Origin of the sequence: Pseudomonas sp. JV241A (assembly GCF_900275665.1) — a bacterium.
Classification (GTDB): Bacteria; Pseudomonadota; Gammaproteobacteria; order Pseudomonadales; family Pseudomonadaceae; genus Aquipseudomonas; species Aquipseudomonas wadenswilerensis.
This window is the reverse complement of record NZ_OPYO01000035.1, coordinates 91,890-112,935: the sequence shown is the minus strand read 5'-3', so window position 1 is coordinate 112,935 and position 21,046 is coordinate 91,890. Positions and strand designations below refer to the sequence as shown.

Sequence of the window (21,046 nt, the reverse complement as noted above, 5' to 3'; positions counted from 1 at the left end):
AGTTCCCTTTACGAAAATAAGTGGGGAAATGTCATGGCACAAAAGCAGGAAGAGGATGACAAGGTCCGCCTGGACAAATGGCTATGGGCAGCGCGTTTCTACAAGACCCGGGCGCTGGCCAAGGCGGCCATTGAAAGCGGCAAGGTGCATTGCCGGGGCGAACGGTGCAAGCCGGGCAAAGAGCCGCGGATGGGCGATGAGTTCGTGCTGCGCACCGGCTTTGACGAGCGTACGGTAGTGGTCAAGGCGTTGTCGGTGGTGCGTCGTGGCGCGCCGGAAGCTCAGGCGCTGTATGAAGAGACCGAGCAGAGCATTGCTCGCCGCGAACAAGCCGCTGCCCTGCGCAAGGCCGGCGCTCTGGGTGTCAGCACTGATGGCCGGCCCACCAAGAAACAGCGGCGCCAGCTGCATCAGTTGCATGACAGCGCAGGTTAAGCGCGCGGGTTGATCACGTGCAGGCGCCCGAGCAGCGGCAGCCGCACCAGCCACTCGAACAATGGCGCGCTCAGGCGCATCAGGGTGGCGCTGGCTTTGGCGGCAAATGGGGTATAGCAGCTCCAGCCCAGGGCCAGCACTGCCATCAGCACGCCGCCGATGTAGTCGTCCTGGCCCCAGTGCGCGCCGGCTACCAGGCGTGGCAACATGAACAGCAGCGCCAGGGCCCAGACCAGTATTTGCTGCAGCAGCTTGCGGCTGAACAGGCTCATGAACATCGCCCAGATCAGCAGCACCGAGGCATGGTCACCGGGGAAGCTCTGGCTGGAGCGGTCCTTGAGCTCCCATCTGGCTTCCAGATGCGGGTAGAAGTCGCTCAGGTGGATGGCGTCGCTGAACACCATCGACGGGCTGTTGTGCTGCCAGCCCATGGCGTTCATCCATTTCGAGAACAACGCGCGGATCACCAGCAGCAAGACCAGGGTGGCGAAGAAACCAAAGAAGGCCTGGCGCACCTGGCCCGCCTTGAACACCCAGTCGCCGCGGACCAGCAGGCTGAGCAGGATCAGGCCGACGACGATATCGAACGGACGCAGGCTGCCAACGGTCCAGATGTAACGCCAGGTGCTATTGTCGGCAAGTGGCCGATTGAGCAGGTGAAACAGCCATTCGTCGAAAGTCAGGCAGAGGATCTGGCCAAAGGGCCATAACCAGAAACACAGTAGGGCAACGGGCAAAACCGTGCAGAGAATCAAAGGACCCCAAGCCCACCTTGCTTGGAACAGTGAAGAATTGTCCATAAACTACCTCTTTGCTGCGAACCACGAGTGCACCATTCTGGTGCTCTAGGTCGGGCTTTATAGGCCCTTGAAATTATTTTGTCATCATTCAGAAAGCCAGAACCCATGTCCGATTTGCCAGATACCGACTACACACAACGCTTCATCTTCGACGACCGCGATGTGCGCGGTGAAATGGTCGGGCTGGAGCGCAGCTACGCCGAAGTGCTGGCCAAGCATCCTTACCCGCAGCCTGTCGCCCAACTGCTCGGCGAGCTGATGGCGGCTGCCGCGCTGCTGGTGGGTACGCTGAAGTTCGATGGTCTGCTGATCCTTCAGGCACAGTCGAGCGGGCCGGTGCCCCTGCTGGCCATCGAGTGCACCAGCGAGCACGAAATTCGCGGCCTGGCACGCTATGCGGCCGAGCAGATCGAGGATGATGCAACCCTTGCCGACCTGATGCCTGGCGGGCATCTGGTCCTGACCATCATTCCGGTCAACGGTCAGCGCTACCAGGGCACGGTGGAGCTGGACGGCAAAGACCTGTCGGAGTGTTTCACCAACTATTTCGTCATGTCCCAGCAGATCAACACCTGCATCTCGCTGGCCGCCGACGGCATTCGAGCCCGTGGCCTGCTGGTGCAGCAGCTGCCTGCTGACCGCCAGAAGGACATCGAGGAGCGTGAGGAAAGCTGGAACCATGTGAAAGCGCTGGCCAATACGGTGAAAGCCGAGGAACTGCTGGGTCTGGACAACGAAACCGTGCTGCATCGCCTGTATCACGAGGATGCCGTGCGCCTGTTCGATGTCCAGCCGCTGCATTTCCGCTGCAGCTGCTCGCGTGAGCGCTCCGGTAATGCATTGGTCAGCCTTGGCAAACATGACGCGCTGGAGCTGATTAACGAACATGGCGGCAAGATCGAAGTCGATTGCCAGTTCTGCAATCAGCGCTATCAATTCGATGCCGCCGATATCGAGCAATTGTTCGCCGGTGGCGGTGTAGACACGCCGTCAGATACTCGTCACTAAAACGTTTCATCACAGGTAAATCTCCTGTCTAACGCCGGAAACACGCCGTTCTGACAGGAGGGCCCTACTTTTTTTGGGCGTTTCTGGCATAATCCGGCCACTTTTTTCGCTGTAGTAGTTTGGAAAGATCTACTACAAAACGTTTGGAGCACTCGGCCGCAGGCCGGATGGGGAATCTCATGACGCAAGCCAACAACACCGTCTACACCGACCTGAGCGTCGATGAGCTGGTCAAAGAAGCGCTGAACCGCGGTGAAGGCGAGCTGGCCGACACTGGCGCGCTGGTCGTGAAAACCGGTCACCGCACCGGTCGTTCGCCAGTGGATCGTTTCATCGTCGAAGAGCCGTCCACTCAGGACGCCATCGCCTGGGGCCCGATCAACCGCAAGTTCCCGGCCGACAAGTTCGATGCCCTGTGGGACCGCGTCGAGGCGTTCAACAACGCCCAGGAACACTTCGTTTCCTACGTTCACGTAGGTGCAGCCGCCGATCACTACCTGCCGGTCAAGATGACCACCCAGACCGCCTGGCAGAACCTGTTCGGCCGTTGCCTGTTCATCAACCCGCAGCAGTACAACCCTGCTGGCCGTGATGAGTGGCAAGTGCTCAATGTTGCCAACTTCGAGTGCGTGCCTGAGCGTGACGGCACCAACTCCGATGGTTGCGTGATCCTCAACTTCGCCCAGAAGAAAGTGCTGATCGCCGGTATGCGTTACGCCGGTGAAATGAAGAAAGCCATGTTCTCGGTGCAGAACTTCCTGCTGCCGGCTGCCGACGTGCTGCCAATGCACTGCGCCGCCAACATCGGCGAAGAGGGCGACGTGACCCTGTTCTTCGGTCTGTCGGGTACCGGCAAGACCACCCTGTCGGCTGACGAAAGCCGTTACCTGATCGGCGACGACGAGCACGGTTGGGGCGAAGGCGTTGTCTTCAACATCGAAGGCGGCTGCTACGCCAAGTGCATCGACCTGTCCGAGAAGAACGAGCCGGTCATCTGGAAAGCCATCAAGCACGGCGCGGTACTGGAGAACGTCGTCATCGACGACGCCAAGCACGCCGACTACGCCGATGTCAGCCTGACTCAGAACAGCCGCGCCGCCTACCCGCTGGAGCACGTTGCCAAGCGTTCCGAGAAAAACCTCGGTGGCGAGCCTAACGCGGTCATCTTCCTGACCTGCGACCTGACCGGCGTGCTGCCGCCAGTGTCGATCCTCAACGAAGAACAAGCGGCCTATCACTTCCTGTCCGGCTACACCGCACTGGTGGGCTCGACCGAAATGGGTTCGGGCAGCGGCATCAAGTCGACCTTCTCCACCTGCTTCGGCGCACCGTTCTTCCCGCGTCCGGCTGGCGAGTACGCTGAACTGCTGATCAAGCGTATCCGCGGCTTCGGCTCCAAGGTCTACCTGGTCAACACCGGCTGGACCGGCGGTGGCTACGGCGTTGGCAAGCGCTTCAACATTCCGACCACCCGCGCGGTGATCGCAGCGATCCAGAGCGGCGCCCTGATCGGCACCGAAACCGAACACCTGGACATCATCAACGTCGACGTGCCGCTGGCCGTGCCGGGCGTTGAAACCAACCTGCTCAACCCACGCAACACCTGGGCTGACAAGGCTGCTTACGATGAAGCTGCAAAAGCCCTGGCTGGCCTGTTCATCGAAAACTTCAAGAAGTTCGAAGTTTCCGACGCCATCAAGGCTGCTGGCCCACAGCTGTAAGCTGAAGCCCGCGTAAACAAAAAACCGCCCTCATGGGCGGTTTTTTGCTTTCCGGTCCAACGAATCTCTTGTGGGAGGGGGCTTGCCCGAATGATGATCAATGGGTGCTTGATCGCGGGGCAAGCCCGCTCCTACAGTTATGAGCCATCCAATACTCAGGCCCACCATGTCCGAACTCCCTCAGCGCCAAGCCTATCCCCACCTGCACCCGATCCTCAGCCGCTGGCAGGACAGCGACCTCAATGGCCATATAGCCGGTGCCACGGTTTACGCCTACTTCGACACGGCGATCCAGGCGTACCTGCTGCAACAGGCCGGGCTGGACCTGCAGGAAGGCGAGGTCGCCGGCTTCGTGGTCAGCTCGGCGGCGGACTTCTTCGCCTTGCCGGCCTTCCCCGACACCCTTGAGGTCGGCCTGCGGGTGGCGCGCCTGGCAGGCAGTTCGGTGGAGTACCAGTTGGCGTTGTTTCGGGTCGAGGACGGGCAACCCTGCGCGGCCGGCAAAGTGGTACAGGTGTTCGTCGAGCGCAGCTCAGGCCGGCCGGCGCAGTTACCGGCCACGCTGCTGGCGGCGCTGGAGCGCTTGCAAGGCTGAGGCCACTCAATCGTTGAGGCGGATGATCCCTTCGCGTACGGCGAACAGCACCAGGCCCGGTACGTCGTGAATCTGCAGGCGGTGCATGATTTGCGAGCGATGCGCCTCGATGGTCTTCACGCTCAGGCCGAGGCCGTCGGCAATCGAGCGGGTCGATTCACCGCGGGCGATCAGCCGCAGGATTTCCAGCTGGCGTGCGGTGAGCTGCATCGTGGTGCTGCCGCTGGGGCGCTTGCGGCTGTGTTTCACCGCCTGGCCAATGACCATCGGCAGCACCGCTGAGGACAGGTACTGGCCGCCGTTCTTCAGGGCCTGCAAGGCCTGCTCCAGCTCCAGTACGGTGGCGCTCTTGAGCAGGAAACCATGGGCACCCAATTGCAGGCAGCGCATGACGAAGTCCAGCTCCGAGCGCGACGAAAGCATCAGCACGTGGCTGGACGGCACGCGCAGGAACAGCTCGCGCAGAATCTGCTCGCTGTCGAGGGTGTCGGCGGTCATGTCCAGCAGGATGATGTCGGGCTTGAGTTTCTCGGCCAGGGCGACAGCGGTCATGCCATCGCCTGCGTCACCGACTACGGCGTATTGTTTTTTTTGTTCGAGCAGCGCTCGCAGGCCCGCTCGAAAGAGCGGCGAGTCATCGGCAAGTAGTATTCGGCAAAGCATGGGTTCGAGCCTGTTTCGCAAAAGAAGAGGGGCGGCAGGTTTGCTCGGTCCGGATGAGCGCTGCCGCGTGGTGGCGCGATCAGTATCGGGGCCTGCCGCAGGTCCCGGCAGCGCAGGCCATCATAGGCGTTCGAACACCGAGGGCAGGATCGGCCGCAAGGGCAGGTCAAGCCCATGGATGCTCTCGCTATGCCCGATCAGCAGCAGGCCGCCCGGGCGCAGGCAGGCCAGCAGGCGATGAACCACGCGCTGCTTCTCATCCTGACTGAAATAGGCCAGCAGATTGCGCAGAAAAATCACATCGAACAGCCCCAGGTCGCCAGCCAGAGGCTGGATCAGGTTGATCTGGCGAAACGTCAAGCGCTCCCGCAAGGACGCAGCCATGCGCATGCGCCCGGCCATCTCGCCGACGCCACACAGGCAGTAACGTTGCAACCAGCCTTCAGGAAAATAACGGGCCTGGGTAACCTCGTAGATGCCTTCGGCTGCCTGCTGTAGCAGGTTGGGGCTGACGTCGCTGGCCAGAACGCTCCAGTCATCGTTTGCGGCGTGTTCGCTGGCCACCATGGCCAAGCTGTAGGCTTCTTCGCCAGAGGCGCAGGCCGCGCTCCAGAGCCTTAGCGGCCGCGGTATGTCGCGCAGCCACTGGGCGAGGAATTCGAAATGGCGATGTTCGCGGAAGAAGTAGCTGTCGCGGGCGATCAACAGGTCTAGCACCCGCTGCTGTTCCTGCTGCTGATCAGGCTGTTCGATCAACTGCAGGTACTGCTCGAAGGCGCTCAGTTGCAGATGCCGCAGGCGCTTTCCCAGGCGCGCAGCCACGGCGGCCCGGCGGTCGGCGGCGAGGAACACGCCAGTGCGCTGGCTGACCAGGGTGCGAAAGCGCAGGAACTGGGCTTCGCTCAGCAACGGAGGGCGGCTGCTGGCAGGCATCTCACTCCCCTCGTGCAATGGGCAATCGGGCCGTCTTTGCGTGATAGATGCGCATTCCCTGCGTCCATTGGCTGATTGGGAACGGCCGATGATAGCTACTGGCTATATTCGCCAGAATCGGGGTTGCCCCTAGGTCGCGGGTGAGTAGCAAGGAGGAGGGAATGTAGAACCTGCCTGGAGTGGCCGGAGGATTGGCCTGCAGGGCTTGATCGGTAACGCGCGGGGTATTGTAGCGATCCCTGCCCGTGAGGGCAGGGTCTAGGAGTTTGGCTTAAGCCCGAAAGGGCTTAGCGGTGACGCCAGTGCTTTTTGTGCTTGCGGTGGCCGTAGTGGTGGCCACGGTCGTAATAACGACGGTCATCGTAGCCGCGGCGGTAGCGGCGGTCATCGCGGTCGTCTTCATCGGCCTTGTTGCCCATGTAGTTACCCAGTGCGCCACCGGCGCCACCACCTGCGGCCGCACCGATGTAGCTGCCAGTGGTACCGCCCATGCTGCGGCCGACCACGTTACCGCCGGCTGCGCCCAGGGCACCACCGATTGCGGCTTCACCACGCTGGCGCTTGTCGGCACCAACCGCACTGCCGGCCGCGCCGCCCAGGCCGGCACCGATTGCACCGCCAGTGCTGCCGCCGATGGATTGACCGACCACTGAGCCGAGTACCCCACCCAATGCGCCGCCAATACCGGCTTCGGTGGTGCCACCTGCCGAGGCAACGCCGCTGAGCAGGCCGAGAGACAACAACAGAATCGAGGAGTACTTCATCAAGAAAGCCTCATAGGGATGACGAGGCGATCCTGAGGCTGGAGAGGGGGGCTGGCAAACGAAATCCGACGAGTAACACGAGTTGTACACAATTTTCTAAGTTACTGTTTTCACTGTGAAACTTTATCGTTTTTCGCTTGTCTGAGTTTACTTGGAACGAGGCCCCGACAGTGATGTCAGGGCCTTTTTTGTGCCTGTCTGCCGCCGATTCTGTCAGAGGATCCGGGCGTTGTCGCTAGCAGGCTGCAGCTGGATCGCAACGAACTTCGAGGTTGGCGTGTGGCTGCCGTCGCCAACGCTTTCCAGTGGCACCAGCGGGTTCACTTCCGGGTAGTAGGCGGCCGCCTGGCCGGCCGGGATATCAAAGGCCAGCAGGGTGAAGCCCTTGACCCGCCGTTCGCGGCCATCACTCCACAACGAGACGATATCGGCCTTGTCACCGGGGTGGAAACCCAGGCGGAGGATGTCGGCTTCATTGGCGAACAGCACGTTGCGCTGGCCCTTGACCCCACGGTAGCGATCATCCAGGCCGTAGATGGTGGTGTTGTACTGATCGTGGGAGCGCATCGACTGCATGATCAGGTCCGGCACCTGGCCGCTGGCGCGCACGCGCTCGTGCAGCAGGTCGTCCGGCAGGGCATTGGCCTTGAAGTTGGCCCGGCCGCTGGCGGTTTTCCATTGACGTTGGCCGGCGCTATTGCCCAGGTAGAAGCCGCCTGGATGCTCCAGACGCTGGTTGAATTTGTCAAAGCCGGGGATGGTCTGGTCGATCAGGTCGCGGATCCGCGCGTAGTCGGCGATCAGCCAGTTCCAGTCCACCGGCTTGGCGCCGAGGGTGGCATTGGCAATCCCGGCGATTACCGCAGGCTCCGAGCGCATTTGCCGTGACAGCGGTTGCAGCTGGCCATTGGAGGCGTGGACCATGCTGAACGAATCTTCCACCGTCACTGCTTGCGGGCCTTCGCCCTGCAGGTCGATATCGGTGCGCCCCAGGCACGGCAGAATCAGCGCCTGCTTGCCATGCAGCAGGTGGCTGCGGTTGAGCTTGGTACTGATCTGCACGGTCAGCTCGCAGTTGCGCAGGGCCTGGGCGGTGCGTTCGGTGTCCGGCGTGGCCTGGGCGAAATTACCACCCAGGGCGATGAACACCTTGGCCTGGCCGTCGGCCATGGCACGGATCGCCTCGACCGTGTTGTGGCCATTGTGCCGTGGCACCTTGAAGCCGAAGCGGCGCTCCAGGGCGTCGAGCAGGGCCACCGGTGGCCGCTCGTTGATGCCCATGGTGCGGTCGCCCTGCACGTTGCTGTGGCCACGCACCGGGCACAGGCCGGCGCCGGGGACGCCGAGGTTGCCGCGCAGCAGCATCAGGTTGGCGATTTCCTGGATGGTCGCGACCGAATGGCGATGCTGGGTGATACCCATGGCCCAGCACATGATGACCTTTTTCGCCTTGCAGTACATGCGTGCGGCGTGCTCGATCTCGGCCAGGGTCAGGCCTGATTGCGCGGTGACCTGCTCCCATGAGGTGGCATCGACGGCTGCCAGGTAAGCCAGTACGTCCTGGGTATGCTGGTTGAGGAAGTCATGATCGAAGATCGCCGGGGCATTGCTGGCCTGGGCTTCACGCTCCCACTGCAAGAGGAACTTGGCCATGCCGCGCAGTACCGCCATGTCGCCACCCAGGGCCGGGCGAAAGTAGGCGGTGTTGGTCGGGCGGTCGCCGTTGGTGAGCATCTCCAGCGGGTGCTGCGGGTGCTGGAAACGTTCCAGGCCGCGCTCCTTGAGCGGGTTGACGCATACCACCTGGGCGCCGCGCTTGACCGCTTCACGCAGCGGCTCGAGCATGCGCGGATGGTTGGTGCCGGGGTTCTGGCCCCAGACGAAGATCGCGTCGGCATGCTCGAAGTCGTCGAAAGTTACCGTGCCCTTGCCAACCCCGACACTCTGCCCAAGGGCCACGCCACTGGCCTCGTGGCACATGTTCGAGCAGTCCGGAAAGTTGTTGGTGCCATAGGCACGCACGAACAGCTGGTACAGGTACGCCGCTTCATTGCTGGCCCGGCCGGAGGTGTAGAACTCGGCCTGGTCCGGGCTTTCGAGCTGGTGCAGGTGCTCGGCGATGAGGGCGAAGGCACCGTCCCAGTCGATCGGTTTGTAGCGGTCGGTATTGGCGTCGTAGACCATCGGCTCGGTCAGCCGGCCCTGGTATTCGAGCCAGTAGTCGCTCTGGGCCAGCAGCGATGTGACGCTGTGGCGGGCGAAGAACGCGGCATCCACCCGGCGCTTGGTCGCCTCCCAGTTCACCGCCTTGGCGCCGTTCTCGCAGAACTTGACCATGCCGCTTTCCGGCGAGTCGCCCCAGGCGCAGCCCGGACAGTCGAAACCGCCGTTCTGGTTGGTCTTGAGCAGTGCGCGGATGTTCTTCAGGGCGTTGTCGCTGCCGATCCAGGCCTGGGCCACGCTGCGCAGCGCGCCCCAGCCGCCAGCGGCACCGCTGTAGGGTTTGTAGCGAGGCACGGGCTTCTGATCGGCTTGGTGATGCAGGCTCACGTTCTGTTCTCCCGCACGGGGCTGAACACCCGTGGCGCGCTGTGTTTGGGCAGGTGAATAAGATTGAGGTTGTGCCGCCGCGCCCACTGCAGGGCCAGGCCGGTGGGTGAGGACAGGCTGACCAGGGTCTGGATGCCGGCGCGCAAAACCTTCTGGATCAGTTCCAGGCTGCAGCGGCTGGTAACGATAGCCAAGCCACCGTCGAGGCTGATGTGCTGGCGCACCAGGGCACCGATCAACTTGTCGAGGGCGTTGTGCCGGCCGATATCTTCACGGCCCAGCAGGATCTCGCCCTGATTGTTCATGAACAGCGCCGCATGCACCGCGCCGCAATGCTGGCCCAGGGGCTGGAAAGCATCCATGCGCTGGCGCAGGCCTTCAAGCCAGCGCGCTGGCGGCAGCGGCGCGCCGGGCAGCACGGCTAGGTCGGGCAGTGCCTGCTCCACCGCTTCTACACCGCACAGGCCACAGCCGCTGGTACCGGCCAGTTGCCGGCGCTGGGTCTTGAGGTTCCAGAAGGCGCGGTTGGCGATCTCGACGTCGGCATGCACGGCCGAACCCTTGCTGGTGAACTTGACGTCGTAGATCTCGTTGGCCGAGGCAATGATGCCGCTGCCGATGCTGAAGCCGACGATAAAGTCTTCCAGGTCAGTGGGGCTGACCAGCATCACCGCCTGGCTGATGCCGTTATAGGCGATCGCCAGGGCGACTTCTTCGGCCAGTGCGGTGTGCGCCTGGCTGTCGTCGGTAAGGTGGCAGTAGTCGTAGGTGTTGCTGGCCGCGGGCGCAGTCACAAGCGGGGTGGACGCCGCACAGGCCGGGGGTTTAGTGCTCATCAGCAGAGGTACCGGCGGCTGTTCAGCTTTAAGCCTAGGCTTGCGCTCGGGTATCGTCTAATCGCTAATGCTGATGCTTTGATAGACGGCGTCGATCAAGCCTCGCCTTGCAGCGCTTGATATTCCGCCAGGCACACCTCGGCCAGGGCCGAGCGTGGCGCCGTGCGGCGCATGATCAGGCCCAGTGGCGCCAGGGTGCAGGCCTGTTCGATCGGTTGCAGGCGCAGCCGTTCGGTGAGCACTTCCAGGCCTGCCGCCAACGGCATGATGGCGCAGCATAGCCCGCCGCTGACGGCCTGGGCCAACTGATGGACGGCATCGGTCTGCAGCAACAACTGTGGTGTCAGGCCGCGGCTGTGGAAATTGTGGTCGATCGACTGGCGAAAATGCATGCCGGCGGTGAGCAGCCCCAGCGGCAGTTCGGTCAGCTGTTGCCAGCTTAGGGGCTGGGCCTCGAAGCGAAAATGATCTGGATCATATAAAAGCCCCATGCGCGTCTCGCCCAACGGCAGCGACTGGAAGCGTTCATGGTCGAGACGATCGAGGTACGACACGCCCAGGTCCAGCTGGTTGCTGGTCAGCTGTTCGAGGATCTGCTCGGAGCTCAGGGCGCTGAGTTCGAAGCGCAGTTCCGGGTGCTGCTGGTGCATGCGCCGCAGCAGCGGCAGCGGATCGAAGCTCGACAGTGGCACCACGCCCAGGCGCAAGGTGCCGACCAGATGACCACGGCAGGCGGCCGCTTCGGCATTCAGGCCGTCGTAGGCGGCGATCACTGAGCGGGCCCAGGCCAGTACCCGTTCGCCCTGGGCGGTAAAACCCTCGAAGCGCTGGCCACGGTTGACCAAGGCCAGGTCCAGCTCCTGCTCCAGGTTGCGCAGGCGCATCGACAGGGTCGGCTGGGTGACGTGGCAGCGGGCGGCGGCCTGGCCGAAGTGGCGGGTTTCATCCAGGGCGATGAGGAATTTGAGTTGTTTGATGTCCATCGTCGCTCCACGGCGCAAAGCAGGCGAAGCATTCTAACCTGTCCTAGACTCCAGGCTCCGAGATTCATCACCAAGGAGAGCGGTATGAGCATTTTCAGTTTCGTCAAAGAAGCAGGCGAGAAACTTATCGACCTGTTGACCCCGGGTAATGCCAATGCCAGCGAGCAGTTGAAGGAGCATGTGGCGAAGGTCGGCCTGGGTAATCCGAACGTTCAGGCCACAGTCGAAGGCGACAAGGTGATCCTGACTGGCGAAGTCAGCAGCCAGGAAGAGAAAGAGAAGATCCTCCTGGCGGTCGGCAACATTGCCGGTGTTGCGTCGGTGGATGATCAGATCACTGTCACCGGCCCGGTTGTTGCTGCGGCCCGTTTTGTCGTGGTGAAGAAGGGCGACACCCTCAGCGCCATTTCGCTGGCCGTGTACGGCAATGCCAACCAGTACAACAAGATTTTCGAAGCCAACAAGCCGCTGCTCAGCCACCCGGACAAGATCTACCCGGGCCAGACCCTGCGCATCCCCGAGTAATCACAACCCTTCGAGCAACGCCCGGTAGTCCTCTACCGCGGCGAATTCTTCGGTATCCCGTGGCCCTTTGCGGCTGTCCGGCTGGCGCACCGCAAGCAGGTGCGTCACGCCGAAGTCGCGGGCGCTGCGCAGGATCGACAGGGTGTCGTCGATAAACAGGCTGCGTTGCGGGCTGAAGCCGATATCGGCCTGCAGGGCGCTCCAGAACTGCGGGTTCTCCTTGGGGTAGCCGTAGTCGTGGGAGCTGATCAGGCGCTCGAAATACGGCGCCAGCTCCACCCGTTCCAGCTTCAACGACAGCGAGTCGCGATGGGCGTTGGTGATCAGGATCACCCGCTTGCCGGCCTGTTTGATCGCTTGCAGGAAAGTGTCGGCATCCGGGCGCAAGGCAATCAGGTGGGCGGTTTCCAGCTTCAGCTCGCGCACCGAAAGGTTCAGCTCGCGGCTCCAGAAGTCCAGGCAGTACCAGTTCAGCGAACCTGCGTGCTGCTCGAACAGCGGCTGCAACTCGAGCTCGGCCATGGCCCGGCTGATGCCGTGCAGATCGGCGTAGCGCTGTGGCAGTTGCTCGAGCCAGAAATGGTTGTCGAAGTGCAGGTCGAGCAGGGTGCCGTCCATGTCCAGCAGGACGGTATCGATGGTGGACCAGGCTAAAACGGGCATATGAAATTCTCGAGCAGTCAGGAGGCAGCGGCCGGGCAAGCCACGGTATAGTAACCCGTTCACGCCAAGGAGCCGCCCCATGCGCCAGAAACCCACCGTCCTCTCTCGCGAGATCGTCGCCAGCAGCCGCCTGTTCCGCGTCGAAGCCGTGCAATTGCGCTTTGCCAACGGCGCCGAGCGCACCTACGAACGCCTGGTCGGGCGCGGCAACGGTTATGGCGCGGTGATGATCGTGGCGATGCTCGATGCCGAGCATGCGGTGCTGGTTGAAGAATACTGCGGCGGCACCGACGAGTATGAACTGTCGCTGCCCAAGGGCCTTATCGAGCCGGGTGAAGACGTGCTGGCGGCGGCTGACCGGGAACTCAAGGAAGAAGCAGGTTTCGGCGCCCGTCAGCTGGAGCACCTGACCGAGCTGTCGCTGTCGCCAGGCTACATGAGCCAGAAGATCCAGGTGGTACTGGCCAGCGACCTCTACGAGGAGCGCCTGGAAGGCGACGAACCGGAGCCGATGCGCGTGGACAAGATCAACCTGCGCGAGCTTTCGGCCCTGGCCCAGCATCCACAGTTCTCCGAAGGCCGGGCCTTGGCGGCGTTGTACCTGGTGCGAGACCTGCTGAGCCAGCGTGGGGTGTTCCCGCTATGAACAACATTGCCCTGATGCAGCAGGTGGTGGAACTGGCTCGCCAGGCGGGCAAGGCCATCCTGCCGTTCTGGCGCGCCGATGTGGCGGTGACGGCCAAGGCCGATGAGTCGCCGGTCACCGCCGCCGACCTGGCGGCCCATGAGGTGATTGCCGAAGGCTTGCGCGCGCTGGCCCCGGAGATCCCGGTGCTATCGGAAGAAGACTGCGATATCCCCCTGAGCGAACGGCAAGGCTGGCAGCGCTGGTGGTTGGTCGATCCACTGGATGGCACCAAGGAATTTATCGCCGGCACTGAAGAATTTACCGTCAACATCGCCCTGGTCGAGCAGGGTCAGGTGGTGTTTGGCGTGGTGGCGATTCCCACCAATGGCCGCTGCTATTTCGGCGGCAAAGGCCTTGGTGCATGGCTCGCCGAAGCGGGTGGGGTGGCCAAGGCCATCAGCGTGCGCACTGCGCCTCCTGCAGGTGAGCGCTTTACCGTGGTCGCCAGCCGCCGACATTCCAGCCCGCAACAGGAAGCCTTGCTGGCCGGGCTGAGCCAGGCAGTGGGTGAGCTGGAACTGGCCAACATCGGCAGCTCGCTGAAGTTCTGCCTGCTGGCCGAGGGCGCGGCGGATTGTTACCCGCGCCTGGCACCCACTTCGCAGTGGGATACCGCTGCAGCCCAGGGCGTGCTGGAAGGCGCCGGCGGTGAAGTGCTCGGCCTTGATGGCCAGGCCTTCGTCTACCCGCCGCGCGAATCCTTGCTCAACCCGTTCTTCCTGGCCTTGCCGGCTGCCGCGCCATGGCGCGACAAGCTGTTGCAGCAAGCCTTAGCGGTGTAGCACGTACTGGCCGCTGAACTGCACGGCAGCCTCGCTGCTGCCGGCATTACTGACCTGGGTGTGCAGGTTCAGACGCGCTCGGCCACGGCGTTGATAGGTGGCAATGAAACGCTCCCAGACTTTCTCTTCCGGTGCCGCGCAGGTGGCGATGGCCGCGCCGGTGACCGGTAACGGATAGCTGATCTGGCCTTCCTGGATGACGATATGCCCGTCATCAATCCCCGCTTCACGCAACCTCAGGTGCAACCAGCCCCAACCGACCAGCACTGCAGCGCAGTACAGGCTGCCGCCGAACATGGTGCTCTTGTGGTTGACGTTGGCCTCCAGCGGTAATTGCAGGCGCAGGCAATGCTGCTGCCAGTCGAGTACCTGCAGGCCCATCTGCCGGGTCAGCGGGATGTCGCTGTGCAGTAACGATTCGAGGTAGTGGCTATCCGTGCTCATGAACGGTTGTCCTCCAGGTCATCGCTGTTGTGGTTGCTGTCGGCGAAGCTCAGGCCGTGTTTGCGCAGCTTGTCGTGCAGGGTTTTGCGCGGGATGCCGAGGGCTTCGGCCAGGCTGCGCAACGAGCTGTGCGAGCGCGCCAGTTCGGCGGCGATCAGCGAGCGTTCGAACTGCTCGACCTGTTCGCTGAGGTTACCGCTACCGATGCTTGCCACGGCCTCGTCGGTCGTGGGCGGTACATCACCGTCCAGGGCCAGTTCCAGGCCGAGGGCGAAGCGTTCGGCGGCGTTCTGCAGCTCGCGTACGTTGCCCGGCCATTCATGGCGTAGCAGCAGTGCCCGTTGCGCCGGTTGCAGCGGATGCATCGGCAGGCCATGGCGTTCGCTGGCGGCATCGGCGAAGTGCTGGAACAGTACGAGGATGTCTTCGCCGCGCTCGCGCAGCGGCGGGATGCGCAACGGCGCGACGTTCAGGCGGTAATACAGGTCGGCGCGAAAGCGCCCCTGGTCAGCGGCCTGGCGCAGGTCCTCCTTGGTCGCGGCGATGATGCGGATATCCAGCGGGATCAGCTGGTTGCCGCCCAGGCGCTCGACCACCCGCTCCTGCAGCAGGCGCAGCAGCTTGACCTGTACATCCAGGCTCATGCTTTCGATTTCATCGAGGAACAGTGTGCCGCCATTGGCGAATTCGAACTTGCCGATGCGGCGCTTCTGCGCACCGGTGAATGCGCCGGGTTCGTGGCCAAACAGCTCGCTTTCGACCACCGACTCGGCCAGGGCGCCGGCGTTGATCGCCACGAACGGGCCGTCACGACGGCTCGACAGGTCGTGCAGGGCGCGAGCCACCACCTCTTTGCCGGCACCGGTTTCGCCGAGGATCAGCACGTCAGCGCGGGTGCCGGCCAATGCGCCGATCTGCTCGCGCAGTCGCAGCATCGGTGCCGAGTGGCCGACCAGGCGCGTGCTCAGCTCCTGGCGATCGCTCAGGGCCAGGCGCAGGCTGCGGTTGTCCAGCACCAGGCGGCGCAGGGCCAGGGCACGGCGCACACTGTCGAGCAGGGCATCGCTGGCGAAGGGTTTTTCCAGAAAATCATAGGCCCCGGCGCGCATCGCCTGCACCGCCAGGGGCACGTCACCATGGCCGGTGATCAGCAGCACCGGCAGTTCCGGGTCCTGGGCGTGCAACTGCTGCAGCAGCTCAAGACCGTCGATCCCGGGCATGCGGATATCGCTGACCACCACCCCGGGCCAGTCTCGCTCGATGCGCCCGGCCAGGCCCTGGGCATCGCTCAGGGGCAGGATTTTCAGGCCGGCGAGGTCGAGGGTCTGGCTCAGCGCCTGGCGCAGGTGCGGGTCGTCGTCGACCAGGATTACCTGCGTGCGGCTGTCGATGAGCGGCTCGGTCGTCATGCCGATGGGTCCTCTGAAGTGGGTAATGTGGCGCCGGGCTTGGCGATGCGCAGCTGCAGGGTGAGCAGGGCGCCGCCTTCAGGGTGGTTGCCCAGCAGCAGCTCGCCGCCCAGTGCACGCATCAAGGTATCGCAGATCGCCAGGCCCAGGCCAAGGCCCTGGGTGCGCGTCTTGGTGGTGAAGAACGGCTCGCGGGCGCGGGCCAGGGCCTGGCTGGTAAAGCCCGGCCCGTTGTCGCGTATGTACAGGTAGACGTTGCCATCACGCTGTTCGGCACTGAGCCAGAGTTTGCGTGGGTTGGCTTTTTCGGTCAGCGCGTCGAGGGCGTTGGCCAGCAGGTTGCCGAGCACCTGGCGCAGGCGGGTTTCACCGGCCTGGACCCACAAAGTGGCTTCCGGCAGGTCGCGCACCAGCTCCACGGCCATCGCCCGCCGGCGCTTGGCCAGTAGCGCCAGGGCATCGTCCAGTGCCGGCTGCAGGGCAACGCTCTCCGGGGCATGGCGGTCGCGGCGGGCGAAGGCGCGCAGGTGGGCGATGATCGACGCCATGCGCCCGGTCAGCTCGCTGATCAGCTTGAGGTTGCTGCGGGCATCGTCGGTGCGTTGGTGATCGAGCAGGATCTCGGCGTTCTCGGCATAGCTGCGGATCGCCGCCAGCGGCTGGTTGAGCTCGTGGCTGATGCTTGCCGACATGGTGCCTAACACCGACAGCTTGCCAGCCTGCACCAGTTCGTCCTGGGCGCGCACCAGTTCCTGCTGGGCCTGTTCGCGTTCCAGTACTTCGTTCTTCAGGCGGCTGTTGAGGCCTTCAAGGTCGGCGGTGCGCTCGATCACGCGTTTTTCCAGCTCCTGGCGGCCGTGGGCTTCAAAGTCGATGCGGTCCATGTAGTGGCGGCGCCGCTGCATGATCAAGCCGAGCAGCAGCATCACTACCAGCAAGGTAGCGCCACCGATCGCCACCACAGTACGCACCGAGCGGTCGATCAGGGTACGCGGGGCCAGAATGCTGACCTGCCAGCCGGTCTCCTCGATGGTCTGGGTCTGGGTCAGCCAGGCTTTGGGCTCAAGGTTCAACGGCTTGGGCGACTGGGTCGGGTAGGGCTGGATGGCGACGATGGCTTCGCGTTCGGCGTCGCTCAGGGGCCGGGTGGCGCGGAAACGCCAGTCGGGGCGCGAAGTGAGGATCACTACGCCGTTGTGGTCAGTCAGCAACAGTTGCTCGGGGGTCTTGCCCCAGAGGGTTTCGGTATGGTCGAGGTCGACCTTGACCACCAGCGCGCCAATAACCCGGTCGCGGTCACGCACGGCCGCGGCAAAGAAGTAGCCGCGCTTGGCCGAGGTGGTGCCCTGGCCGAAGAAGCGCCCCAGGCGCCCGGCGATGGCTTCACTGAAGTACGGACGGAAGGCGAAGTTGCGGCCGACGAAACTGTCGTGTTTATCCCAGTTGGAGGCGGCCAGGGTGTTGCCGTTGGCGTCCATCAGGTACATGACTTCGGCGCCGGTCTGGGTGGCGATGTCCTTGAGCAAGCGGTTGGCGTTGGTCAGGGTTTCCAGGCGCAGCGGGTCGGCCAGTACCGCGCGCAAGGCTGGCAGGTCGCCGAGGATCTGCGGCAGGGTTTCATAGCGGTGCAGGGTGCCGAGCAGGTTGGCCACATAGAGATCGAGGGTCTGGCGGTTCTGCCCGGCCAGCTCGTCCTGGTAGTAGCGCTCGGCGAGGTGTTGCAGTGGCCACAGCAATGGCGCCAGGCACACTGCAAGTATGGCCAGGCTGCGCCAGCGAGGGCGGCGGGGTACGGGTGGAGTTATGTTCATCGCAACTGCGCCAGAATGATCTGGCGCATTATGCGCTACTTCAGGCAGTCGATCAGCGCCTGCTGCCAATGCGGCTGGCTGACCTGCCACTGGCGTTGCAGGCGACTGCAATCGAGGCGCGAGTTCAACGGGCGGCGGGCCGGGGTCGGGTAGTCGCTGGAGGAGATTGGCAACAGCTCGGCACAAGGCAGGCCCCGGGCCTTGAGTTGCTCACCAATGGCCTGGGCAAAGCCGAACCAGGAGGTTTCACCCTGGGCGGTCAGGTGATAGGTGCCCCAGGCACCGGCCTGGCCAGCCTGCCAGCGTTCGATCAGGGCACGGGTGCTCTGGGCGATGGTACCGGCCCAGGTCGGCGCGCCGATCTGGTCGGCAACGATGCGCAACTCTGGCTTTTCCTGCAGCAGGCGCTGCATGGTCAGCAGAAAGTTGCGCCCGTGGCGCGAATACACCCAGCTGGTACGCAGGATCAGATGCTGGCCACCCACTGCAGTAATCGCCTGCTCGCCGGCCAGCTTGCTGCGCCCGTAGACGCCGAGCGGATTGGGCTCGTCGTCTTCGGTGTAGGGGCTGGACTTGCTGCCGTCGAACACGTAGTCGGTGGAGTAGTGGATCAGCGGGATCCCCAGCTTCGCGGCTTCCTCGGCAAAGACGCCGGGGGCCCGGGCGTTGATCGCGAAGGCCAGCTCCGGCTCGCTTTCGGCCTGATCGACGGCAGTGTGGGCCGCGGCGTTGATGATCAGATCGGGCTTGAGCGACTGTACCCGCTCACGAATGCCTTCCGGGTTGGCGAGGTCGAGCTGGTCACGACCCAGCACATGCAGCTGGGCCAGATCGCCCAGGCGCTGTTGCAGCTCCAGGGAAACCTGGCCGTGCTGGCCGCTGATGAGGATGTTCGGCGCACGTAAGGTCATGGCAACAGGTCTGCATCCTTCAGGCGGCTACCGTTCTGATCCTTGGCCGATAACTGCGGCGCCTCGTTCAGTTGCCAATCAATCGCCAGGTCCGGGTCATCCCAGCGGATGCAACGTTCCGCCGCTGGATTGTAGTAATCGGTGGTCTTGTAGAGGAACTCGGCGGTGTCGCTGAGCACGACAAAACCGTGAGCGAAGCCTTCGGGGACCCAGAGTTGGCGGTGATTGTCGGCGGACAGTCGGGTAGATATCCATTGGCCGAAGGTAGGCGAACTTCGGCGGATATCGACCGCAACATCCAGCACTTCACCGCGGGTCACTCTGACCAACTTCCCCTGGACGTTCTCCAGTTGATAGTGCAGGCCGCGTAACACGCCCTTCTGCGAGCAGGAATGATTGTCTTGTACGAACTGGCTGGTAGTCCCGGTCAGTTCCTGGAAGCTTCGGGCATTGAAGCTCTCGTAGAAAAAACCACGGCTATCGCCAAAAACCTTGGGTTCAATGATCAGTACGCCCGGCAAGCGGGTAGGAATCACGTTCATGGCTGTTCTTCGGCCAAAGAGTAGAGGTACCGACCATAGCCGGTCTTGCCAAGCGCCTGGGCACGCTCGAGCAGGCGGTCGCGATTGATCCATTGCTTCTGATAGGCGATCTCCTCCAGGCAAGCCACTTTCAGGCCCTGCCGGTGCTCGATGGTCTGCACATACTGCGACGCTTCCAGCAGGCTATCGTGGGTGCCGGTATCGAGCCAGGCGAAGCCGCGGCCAAAACGCTCCACGCGCAGGTCGCCACGCTTGAGGTAGGCGTTGGTGACATCAGTGATTTCCAGCTCGCCGCGGGCAGACGGTTTGACACCCTTGGCAATTTCGATCACGTCGTTGTCATAGAAGTACAAGCCGGTGACCGCGTAGTTGGACCTGGGGTTGCTCGGCTTTTCTTCAATCGACAAGGCGCGGCCCTGGTCATCGAAATCGACCACCCCGAAACGTTCCGGATCCTTGACCCAGTAGCCGAAGACTGTGGCCCCCGAGGCGCGGTCGATTGCCCGCAGCAACTGTTCGCTGAAACCCTGGCCGTGAAAGATGTTGTCGCCCAGGATCAGGCACACCGAATCATCGCCGATGAACTCCTCGCCAATCAGGAAGGCTTGTGCCAGGCCATCGGGCGAGGGCTGCTCGGCATAGGAAAGTCGGATGCCGAACTGGCTGCCGTCGCCGAACAGCTGGCGATACTGGGGCAGGTCCTGAGGTGTGGAGATCAACAGGATGTCGCGAATTCCGGCGAGCATCAGCACTGAGATCGGGTAATAGATCATCGGTTTGTCGTAGATGGGCAGCAGCTGTTTGGATACCCCGAGGGTAATGGGGTGCAGGCGAGTGCCGGAGCCGCCTGCCAGGACAATACCTTTGGTCATGCAATAAGATCCTTGAAATCACTGGCGCCCAGGCGTTGGCCTTGATAGCTGCCATCTTGAACGTGCTGGCACCACTCCAGATTCTCCAGGTACCACTGCACCGTCTTGCGCAGCCCGGTCTCGAAGGTCTCTTCGGGAACCCAGCCCAGCTCACGCTCGATCTTGCTGGCGTCGATCGCATAACGCTGATCATGGCCAGGACGATCCTGCACGAACGTGATCAGGTCGGCGTAGCGGGCAACGCCAGCCGGATGTTGTGGCGCCAGTTCTTCGAGCAGCGCGCAGATACCCTGGACCACGTCGATGTTCTTCTGCTCGTTGTGACCGCCGATGTTATAAGTGTCGCCGACCTTGCCTTCAGTCGCGACTTTGACAAGTGCGCGGGCATGGTCCTCGACGAACAGCCAGTCACGTACCTGTAAGCCGTTGCCATACACAGGCAGTGGCTTGCCGGCGAGGGCGTTGAGAATCACCAGCGGTATCAGTTTTTCCGGGAAGTGGAAGGGACCGTAATTGTTGGAGCAGTTGGTGAGCAGTACCGGCAGGCCGTAGGTGCGATGCCAGGCACGGACCAGATGGTCAGAGGCAGCCTTGCTCGCGGAGTAGGGCGAGCTGGGTGCGTACGGGGTGGCTTCGCTGAACAGGTCATCGACGCCGTGCAGGTCGCCATATACCTCATCGGTGGAAATGTGATGGAAGCGAAAGGCCGCCCGTTCAATGGCTGGCAAGCCGGACCAGTAGGCGCGGGTCGCCTCCAGCAAGGCATAAGTGCCGACAATATTGGTGTGAATGAACTGTGCCGGGCCATCGATCGAACGGTCGACATGGGACTCGGCAGCCAGGTGCATGATCACCTGGGGCTCGAAGCGTTGCAGCACAGCGCCGACGGTAGCCTGGTCGGCGATGTCGGCCTGGACGAACTCGTAACGCGTATCCGTGGCAATGCTGACCAGCGATTCCAGATTGCCGGCGTATGTCAACTTGTCCAGGTTGAGCACTTCGTGCTCGGTGGACTCGATCAGATGCCGGATAAGTGCTGATCCGATGAAACCGGCGCCGCCGGTGATGAGAATGCGCATATTGCAAGGCCTCTGGGGCAAGCAGATGTCAG

22 protein-coding genes are annotated in these 21,046 nt (G+C 63.0%); 7 read left to right on the top strand and 15 right to left on the bottom strand.

From position 1 onward, the window contains the following. Nucleotides 1-33: 33 nt before the first annotated feature. Nucleotides 34-435 (top strand): S4 domain-containing protein, encoded by a 402-nt coding sequence (locus JV241A_RS24240; protein WP_115084842.1) that lies wholly within the window; start codon nucleotides 34-36, stop codon nucleotides 433-435. Here JV241A_RS24240 and JV241A_RS24235 read toward each other — a convergent pair. Further along, complete coding sequence (locus JV241A_RS24235) at nucleotides 432-1,235, bottom strand: phosphatase PAP2 family protein (RefSeq protein WP_134064862.1); 804 nt, start codon at nucleotides 1,233-1,235, stop codon at nucleotides 432-434. The two genes, JV241A_RS24240 and JV241A_RS24235, sit on opposite strands and share 4 nt — an antisense overlap. Before the next feature lie 105 nt (nucleotides 1,236-1,340). On the opposite strand from JV241A_RS24235, the gene hslO reads away from it, so the two are divergent. The 3 genes from hslO to JV241A_RS24215 all read left to right on the top strand — a co-directional run bounded on the left by hslO (nucleotide 1,341) and on the right by JV241A_RS24215 (nucleotide 4,559). Continuing rightward, nucleotides 1,341-2,243 carry an Hsp33 family molecular chaperone HslO gene (gene hslO, locus JV241A_RS24230; RefSeq protein WP_115084844.1) on the top strand — a complete coding sequence of 301 codons (903 nt, stop codon included), beginning with the start codon at nucleotides 1,341-1,343 and terminating at the stop codon, nucleotides 2,241-2,243. A 179-nt stretch (nucleotides 2,244-2,422) separates the two neighbouring features. Beyond that, nucleotides 2,423-3,964 carry a phosphoenolpyruvate carboxykinase gene (locus tag JV241A_RS24220; RefSeq protein WP_115084845.1) on the top strand — a complete coding sequence of 514 codons (1,542 nt, stop codon included), beginning with the start codon at nucleotides 2,423-2,425 and terminating at the stop codon, nucleotides 3,962-3,964. Between the two features lie 166 nt (nucleotides 3,965-4,130). Further along, nucleotides 4,131-4,559: a thioesterase family protein gene (locus JV241A_RS24215; RefSeq protein WP_115084846.1), complete on the top strand. Its 429-nt coding sequence runs from the start codon at nucleotides 4,131-4,133 to the stop codon at nucleotides 4,557-4,559. Nucleotides 4,560-4,565: 6 nt separating this feature from the next. On the opposite strand, the gene JV241A_RS24210 is transcribed toward JV241A_RS24215, so the two are convergent. The 6 genes from JV241A_RS24210 to JV241A_RS24185 form a co-directional block, all read right to left on the bottom strand. Next, nucleotides 4,566-5,222: a response regulator transcription factor gene (locus JV241A_RS24210; RefSeq protein WP_026001197.1), complete on the bottom strand. Its 657-nt coding sequence runs from the start codon at nucleotides 5,220-5,222 to the stop codon at nucleotides 4,566-4,568. Nucleotides 5,223-5,342: 120 nt separating this feature from the next. Next, a complete protein-coding gene (locus tag JV241A_RS24205) occupies nucleotides 5,343-6,155 on the bottom strand; it encodes a protein-glutamate O-methyltransferase CheR (RefSeq protein ID WP_115084847.1) in 813 nt (270 codons plus the stop codon). Nucleotides 6,156-6,442: 287 nt separating this feature from the next. Further along, the gene (locus JV241A_RS24200; RefSeq protein WP_176470452.1) at nucleotides 6,443-6,922 is read right to left on the bottom strand and encodes a YMGG-like glycine zipper-containing protein; all 480 of its coding nucleotides are present in this window, start codon (nucleotides 6,920-6,922) and stop codon (nucleotides 6,443-6,445) included. A gap of 210 nt (nucleotides 6,923-7,132) precedes the next feature. After that, complete coding sequence (locus tag JV241A_RS24195) at nucleotides 7,133-9,469, bottom strand: FdhF/YdeP family oxidoreductase (RefSeq protein ID WP_134064860.1); 2,337 nt, start codon at nucleotides 9,467-9,469, stop codon at nucleotides 7,133-7,135. After that, nucleotides 9,466-10,305: a formate dehydrogenase accessory sulfurtransferase FdhD gene (gene fdhD, locus JV241A_RS24190; RefSeq protein ID WP_115084849.1), complete on the bottom strand. Its 840-nt coding sequence runs from the start codon at nucleotides 10,303-10,305 to the stop codon at nucleotides 9,466-9,468. The genes JV241A_RS24195 and fdhD overlap by 4 nt, the downstream gene beginning before the upstream one ends. 95 nt (nucleotides 10,306-10,400) lie before the next feature. Then, complete coding sequence (locus JV241A_RS24185; RefSeq protein WP_134064858.1) at nucleotides 10,401-11,288, bottom strand: LysR family transcriptional regulator; 888 nt, start codon at nucleotides 11,286-11,288, stop codon at nucleotides 10,401-10,403. Between the two features lie 84 nt (nucleotides 11,289-11,372). Between JV241A_RS24185 and lysM the strand changes: the two genes are divergently transcribed. Beyond that, nucleotides 11,373-11,813, top strand: a complete 441-nt coding sequence (gene lysM, locus JV241A_RS24180; RefSeq protein ID WP_115084851.1) for a peptidoglycan-binding protein LysM — start codon at nucleotides 11,373-11,375, stop codon at nucleotides 11,811-11,813. Here lysM and yrfG read toward each other — a convergent pair whose 3' ends face one another. Continuing rightward, on the bottom strand, nucleotides 11,814-12,476 hold the full coding sequence (gene yrfG / locus JV241A_RS24175; RefSeq protein WP_115084852.1) for a GMP/IMP nucleotidase: 663 nt from the start codon (nucleotides 12,474-12,476) through the stop codon (nucleotides 11,814-11,816). 79 nt (nucleotides 12,477-12,555) lie between these two features. On the opposite strand from yrfG, the gene nudE reads away from it, so the two are divergent. Further along, nucleotides 12,556-13,122 carry an ADP compounds hydrolase NudE gene (nudE, locus tag JV241A_RS24170; RefSeq protein ID WP_115084853.1) on the top strand — a complete coding sequence of 189 codons (567 nt, stop codon included), beginning with the start codon at nucleotides 12,556-12,558 and terminating at the stop codon, nucleotides 13,120-13,122. After that, entirely contained in the window at nucleotides 13,119-13,946 is an 828-nt protein-coding gene (gene cysQ, locus JV241A_RS24165) for a 3'(2'),5'-bisphosphate nucleotidase CysQ (RefSeq protein WP_134064856.1), read from the top strand. Before nudE ends, cysQ begins: the two co-directional genes overlap by 4 nt. Here the strand turns inward: cysQ and JV241A_RS24160 are convergent. Genes JV241A_RS24160 through rfbB form a run of 7 tightly spaced genes read right to left on the bottom strand, consistent with a single transcriptional unit; the run spans nucleotide 13,935 to nucleotide 21,014 of the window. Further along, nucleotides 13,935-14,390, bottom strand: coding sequence for a YiiD C-terminal domain-containing protein (locus tag JV241A_RS24160; protein WP_115084855.1), 456 nt, complete (start codon nucleotides 14,388-14,390; stop codon nucleotides 13,935-13,937). The genes cysQ and JV241A_RS24160 overlap by 12 nt on opposite strands. Next, entirely contained in the window at nucleotides 14,387-15,799 is a 1,413-nt protein-coding gene (locus tag JV241A_RS24155; RefSeq protein WP_134064854.1) for a sigma-54 dependent transcriptional regulator, read from the bottom strand. Before JV241A_RS24155 ends, JV241A_RS24160 begins: the two co-directional genes overlap by 4 nt. Next, the gene (locus JV241A_RS24150) at nucleotides 15,796-17,610 is read right to left on the bottom strand and encodes an ATP-binding protein (protein ID WP_115084857.1); all 1,815 of its coding nucleotides are present in this window, start codon (nucleotides 17,608-17,610) and stop codon (nucleotides 15,796-15,798) included. The genes JV241A_RS24155 and JV241A_RS24150 overlap by 4 nt, the downstream gene beginning before the upstream one ends. 35 nt (nucleotides 17,611-17,645) lie before the next feature. Continuing rightward, the gene (rfbD, locus tag JV241A_RS24145) at nucleotides 17,646-18,521 is read right to left on the bottom strand and encodes a dTDP-4-dehydrorhamnose reductase (protein ID WP_134064852.1); all 876 of its coding nucleotides are present in this window, start codon (nucleotides 18,519-18,521) and stop codon (nucleotides 17,646-17,648) included. Then, on the bottom strand, nucleotides 18,518-19,063 hold the full coding sequence (gene rfbC / locus JV241A_RS24140) for a dTDP-4-dehydrorhamnose 3,5-epimerase (protein ID WP_134064850.1): 546 nt from the start codon (nucleotides 19,061-19,063) through the stop codon (nucleotides 18,518-18,520). The genes rfbD and rfbC overlap by 4 nt, the downstream gene beginning before the upstream one ends. Continuing rightward, a complete protein-coding gene (gene rfbA, locus JV241A_RS24135; protein ID WP_134064848.1) occupies nucleotides 19,060-19,935 on the bottom strand; it encodes a glucose-1-phosphate thymidylyltransferase RfbA in 876 nt (291 codons plus the stop codon). The genes rfbC and rfbA overlap by 4 nt, the downstream gene beginning before the upstream one ends. Continuing rightward, nucleotides 19,932-21,014, bottom strand: a complete 1,083-nt coding sequence (gene rfbB / locus JV241A_RS24130) for a dTDP-glucose 4,6-dehydratase (RefSeq protein WP_134064846.1) — start codon at nucleotides 21,012-21,014, stop codon at nucleotides 19,932-19,934. The genes rfbA and rfbB overlap by 4 nt, the downstream gene beginning before the upstream one ends. Between the last annotated feature and the right edge of the window lie 32 nt (nucleotides 21,015-21,046).